Genomic DNA, 5216 nt, shown 5'->3' with positions numbered 1-5216 from the left:
CACGCAGCATGAAACCTAAACCCGATACACCTTAGAAACGCTGCAAACCTGTCCGAAAAGATGGGACCACTTCACACCTCCAGGGCAATTCACAAGACAGCAGTAAAAAGATCTTCTCTCTGGTCTGCTTCGAGTAACGCGCCAAAGGCGCGCATTACCAGATCCTCATTTCGCTATCGCAACGGGAATGTCGCACTGAAGATACGGTTGACCACGAGCAGTCGTTTGCCAGCGAAACAGGCTTTCCGATTAAGCCGAACATCGGAACTTGCAAACGTCAATGATCACAAAATCCGAAGATTATCTATACTAGTGCGATATAATTCGCGAGATCGAGTTTCTTGGATGAGACCGGCAGACGTTATCAAAATGGATAGATCAATGCTCGCAGGACACTATCATAAATGATCACCTCCCTCGGGGAATGATCTGATCGAACGCGCTGAGAACCTTCAGATATTCCGGATCATGATTCCAAGATGGCAACCCTTCAATTAAGGTCTCCGTCGACAAATTAGGATGTGCCGCTAGCCATTTTCTGCCGGCCGCTATCGCACGGTCATGCTCGCCCATGAGCCAGAGAGTTCCAAATAGCATTCGATAGGCCCAATGTGCTTTAGGTGCCGCACGCAATCCTTTCTCAATCAACGCGACCGCCTCTTCAAAGCGGCCTTGTGTTCGAACGGCTGCGGATCGACCAAATTCAATGTTGAACAAGAATGGATCAAGCGGACTCAACTCCTCCGCCCTGTCGAAATGTGCAAGTCCTTCCTCGGCTCGCCCAAGGTAAACCGCCACCCAACCCAGCCTTAGCCACGCCCAGGCATTGTTGGGGTCAAGTTCCAAGGCGCGCCGGGCCAAATCTTCGGAAGTCGGAAAATCTTTGAGAGCCAGTGCAGCAGCAGCGCTAAGTGCCGTCACGGTTGCGGAATGATCCTGTGCCCTCGGCAGCGCCCGATCAAAGGCTGCACGACTTGCCGCCCGTGCCATATTCGTGGGCAGCGACCAAAGATAGCAGCATTCGTGTGCATGACACCATGCTTTCATTGCCAGGGCATGAGCCGAGTCTGGATCCTTCTCCAAGGCACGATCCAAGAACTCAATGGCACGACGATTTTCCGCCGGGTCGTGAACCCAGAAATGCGGCATCGCGGTCAGAACAAGGTCATAGGCACTCCGGACCTCGGGCGGATGCCCTCTTGCACGCAAAATCTCTGCCGCACGCAGATTGGGAGAAAGTTGCCCTGCCACATGCGCCGCAATCCGATCTTGTAAATCGAAAAGATCATCCATGCGATCGTCGAACCGACGTGACCAGCGCGTGCGCCCGTCTGCACCACTGACCAACTGAACCGAGATCCGGACCCGTTCACCCGCCCGCTGTACAGAGCCTTCCAGCAAGTATTCGGTGCCGAGCTTTTTTGCGATCTCAGGTATCGGTAAATTCTGGCCGCGCAGCATAAACGCCGATTGCCGGGCAATGACATCGAAATCCCGGCTCCTGCCAAGCGCGCCGGTAATCTCTTCAACGATCCCGTCGACAAACATGTCTGCCTCGCTTGCGCCAATCTCGTCAAAAGGCAAAACTGCCAAAGCGGGCCGCTCATCTCGTCTTGCCGTCAATGGTGCTGCCGCGACCTCGTCCGCTTGTCGGCGTTCACGCAACCAGTCTTCGAACCCTTCAGAAGCGAGGTCGAAACCTTCCAGAAAAGTTTCGGCGCCCCTTCGAACCTCGAACTGTTCTATGTCCATCCAGACGCAATGGCGGTCAGCCTTTATTGCTTCCTTGAGCGATTTTCGAAGTACTGAAAGCTCTTGCCGAAGTGATGCGCGCGATTGCGCTTCGCTGCGATCCGACCACAGCAAATCGGCAATCGCTCCGCGTTCTGCGCGCATACCGGGCTGACAAGCGAGAAATGCCAACAAGCCCTGCGCCCGACGACTTAATCCAGGAATTGCCGCGCCGTCGCGCTCGGCTCGGAAAGGACCGGATAGATGCAAGACGACATGCGGCATTGGGTATCCGACAGGTTCCAAATGAGATTTTTACGTCGAACAAAGCTGATTTTACGAAACTATTGCACTTTTTGGACGGAGGCACAGCCCAGAAATTGCGCTGCTCTGACGGCGGCCGATCACAATGGACTTATCTTAAACTTCGATATGGAGACTTCCAATGCATCAGTTGCTTTCCCTCCCACGCAATGCCGTTAGCTGGTCCCTCTCAGCTTTTTTCCGTACAATTGGGAGTAACGGCTGGGTTGAAGTTGAAACCGACCGCCTTGACGGACTCTCGCGTGAACGCCTTGAAGACATGGGGATTCCTCCCCGCACAGAGGCAAATATGCGCCACAGCGGCCAAAAAGGAAGTATTCCTCGAGCATCACTTTGGTGAAAGGATGACACGTTCCCAATGAACGAAACCAGAATGCAGTTGTTCACCTGTGGCAATTGCTACGGCTTCAGAAGAACGGCTGCAATTCTGAAGGTTTTAAAACAATGACGGGCTGCAGCGTTCCGCACCGCCTTTGCCCTTACCAAACTGATTAGTCTCGTTGTTCTGTTCAATCATGCAAAACCAGTCCGAGAAGACAGAAACAATAAGAAGATTAAACACTTACCCCAATAGGAGGCGATCGTATGCCCTCAATCGATATTCACGTCCTAGATGGTGTTTTCTCCAAGGAAGAGAAAGCTGACATCATCCTGCGAGTGACCGATGCCTTCGGCCATATAGCCGGCGAAAAAATTAAATCCGGGACATCCGTGCGAATACATGAAGTGAGCAGCGGTGCATGGGGCTATGGCGGTGAAGTGCTGACGACCGCCGCCGCCCGAAATATGAGAGAGCGCGGCTAACCGCAATCATCATTCTGCGGGGCACTTGGCCTGAATAGCGCCGCGTGTCTTAGGCGCCTTCGGCAGTCGTTTTCTGCTGTCGTTCGAAGTCGATGGACGACAGCATTCCGTTGCACGCGTATTCGAGCTTGGAGTTATGTCAGACTTCAATGTAGTCAAAAACGTCCCGCCCAGTGATCACCCCGCCTGAGTGGTCCAATTTGATTGTTAGTGCATGATCGGCCTCTGGTCCATTAGCACGATGCTTTCGGGCGCGGGCGGACGATAGCCCAATGAGCTGTGCGGCCTGATCGTATTGTAGTGGATGCGCCATTGCTCGATCAGGATTTGTGCCTCCCTCAAGCTGTAGAAGATTTCACCATTCAACAGCTCGTCGCGGAACCTGGCGTTGAAGCTTTCGCAGTATCCGTTTTCCCAGGGTGAGCCCGGTTCGATGTACGCGGTCTTTGCTCCGACTGCGGCGATCCAATCCCGCACCTTTTGGGCGATAAATTCCGGCCCATTGTCGGATCTGATATATTCCGGTCGCCCGCGCAGGATGAACAGGTCGGTTAGTGCATCGAGCACGTCCGTGGAGTTGAGCTTGCGATCGACGCGGATCATGAGCGCCTCCCTGGTGTATTCATCGATAATGTTCAATGTCCGATAGACCCGGCCATCCGCCGTGCGGTCCTGGACGAAGTCGTAAGACCAGACATGGTTTGGGCGTTCGGGCCGCAAACGGACACAGGAGCCATCGTTCAGCCAGAGCCGTCCCTTTTTCTTCTGCTTTTGCGGAACCTTCAGCCCTTCGCGCCGCCAAATCCGTTCGACCCGCTTGTGGTTCACACACCAGCCCGCGTTGTTGAGTAGACCGGTCACCATCCGATACCCGTAACGCCCGTACTGGTCGGCCAGCGCGATGATGTCGTCGGTCAGACGCTGCTCGTCGACCCGGCCCCGCGGCACCTTGCGCTGCGTAGACCGATGCTGTCCAAGCGTGCGACAGGCCCGACGTTCAGACACGCCAAGTTCCTGCCGAACATGGTCAATGCACTTGCGGCGACGCGAAGGGCTCAGAAGTTTCCCTTTGCAGCCTCGATCAGGATGAGCTTGTCCAGCGTGAGATCAGAGACCGCCCGCATGAGCCGTTGGTTCTCCTTCTCAAGCTCTTTCAGCCGAGCGAGCTGCGACCGCTGCATCCCGCCATAAAGCTTACGCCATCGATAAAACGTCTGCTGTGTCACGCCAATCTGACGCACCGCCTCGGCGATCGTCGCGCCTTGTCCCTGCAGAACTTCAACCTGCCGAAGCTTCGATACAATCTCTTCGGGCTTTTCTCGTTTCCCAGCCATCGCTGATCCTCCAATTTGCGGGACAAATCTATCCCGGTTGGTGGACCACTTTCTGGGGGCTACTCCACCGTTCTTACCGTTTCATAGCCGCCACGATTTCCGAGGAACTCCCATGCAGCACATAGGGTCCATGCAGGTCAGCACGCTGAAATACGTCACCGCGTTCCTGATCGGCAGCGTCGTCTTTTTCGTCTTCGACTTGGCGAGCGACATCTACGAACGGATAATCGCCAGCAATGCACCAAGCCTGCTTGACCTGACGCACCTCTTCTTCGAGGTATTCTCGGCCGGGGCACTGATCTTGGCGATCCGCATCCTTGTTCGCCAGTTGCGCTGGCTTCAGGCACGCAACGCGAGGCTGTCGGAATCCCTCAGTTTCCTGCGCGAGGAAATGGACGGTTTCGTGCACGGAAAGTTCGATGAATGGACTCTCACGCCAGCGGAGCGTGACATCGCGATGTACATGCTGAAGGGGCTGAGCATCGCCGAGATAGCTTCGGCCAGATCCACCGCCGAGGGTACTGTAAAGGCGCAGGTCTCAAACATCTTCCGCAAGACCGGTGTTGCGTCGCGTATGGAACTGATGAGCCTTTTCATGGACGAGTTTCTGGATGTCGGTGCGGGAATTGGCGGCCGGCAAAGGCAGGTTGGATAGTCGCGGGTAGGATGTCGCAAGTACGCATATTTATTACCGTTACCGTACCGATTGAACGAAGATTAAAAGTCCGCGGTGCGCCAGTATCGAAGCGGCCCAGCAATGGCCGATTCAAATATAGAAGCACACTCTACTTAAAACTGCAGCGAACAGCACCTCTTCACCTTTTCGGGTGAAGCGCTGTGACAAACCGCATAATTTGAGAGGGATCTACCCGAGATGGATTGGGATCGGCATCTTCAGGCTCCGCTGACCTGCCATGGGATTTTTCCTCCACCGTCGATTACAGTCTGGACCTGTCCCGTTTTTGTGCCGCCCCCGGTGCTCGTTTAGGCCACCTTCCGCTCGAAAGCGACTGGGCTTTTCCA

4 protein-coding genes are annotated in these 5216 nt (G+C 54.8%); 2 read left to right on the top strand and 2 right to left on the bottom strand.

The annotated features are described in order from the left end of the window. Positions 1-408: 408 nt before the first annotated feature. Positions 409-2016 (bottom strand): tetratricopeptide repeat protein, encoded by a 1608-nt coding sequence (locus MF268_RS25065; RefSeq protein ID WP_238373413.1) that lies wholly within the window; start codon positions 2014-2016, stop codon positions 409-411. A gap of 624 nt (positions 2017-2640) precedes the next feature. Between MF268_RS25065 and MF268_RS25060 the strand changes: the two genes are divergently transcribed. Beyond that, a complete protein-coding gene (locus tag MF268_RS25060; RefSeq protein ID WP_238373412.1) occupies positions 2641-2859 on the top strand; it encodes a tautomerase family protein in 219 nt (72 codons plus the stop codon). A 207-nt stretch (positions 2860-3066) separates the two neighbouring features. On the opposite strand, the gene MF268_RS25055 is transcribed toward MF268_RS25060, so the two are convergent. Then, a protein-coding gene (locus MF268_RS25055) for an IS3 family transposase (RefSeq protein WP_238373411.1) occupies positions 3067-4193 on the bottom strand; the annotation gives its coding sequence in 2 pieces (ribosomal slippage) (positions 3067-3929 and positions 3929-4193; 1128 coding nt in all). Between the two features lie 112 nt (positions 4194-4305). Here MF268_RS25055 and MF268_RS25050 point away from each other — a divergent pair. Further along, positions 4306-4848, top strand: coding sequence for a helix-turn-helix transcriptional regulator (locus tag MF268_RS25050; protein ID WP_238373410.1), 543 nt, complete (start codon positions 4306-4308; stop codon positions 4846-4848). The last annotated feature ends 368 nt before the right edge of the window (positions 4849-5216 follow it).

Source organism: Heliomarina baculiformis, assembly GCF_019966545.1.
GTDB classification, from domain to species: Bacteria; Pseudomonadota; Alphaproteobacteria; order Rhodobacterales; family Rhodobacteraceae; genus Heliomarina; species Heliomarina baculiformis.
The sequence above is the reverse complement of the archived record's forward strand: the minus strand, read 5'-3'. Positions and strand labels throughout refer to the sequence as shown.

Excerpts from the sequence above, each read along its gene's own strand:
- MF268_RS25065 (WP_238373413.1), bottom strand. The coding sequence starts at position 2,016 with ATGCCGCATGTCGTCTTGCATCTATCCGGTCCTTTCCGAGCCGAGCGC.
- MF268_RS25060 (WP_238373412.1), top strand. The coding sequence starts at position 2,641 with ATGCCCTCAATCGATATTCACGTCCTAGATGGTGTTTTCTCCAAGGAA.
- MF268_RS25050 (WP_238373410.1), top strand. The coding sequence starts at position 4,306 with ATGCAGCACATAGGGTCCATGCAGGTCAGCACGCTGAAATACGTCACC.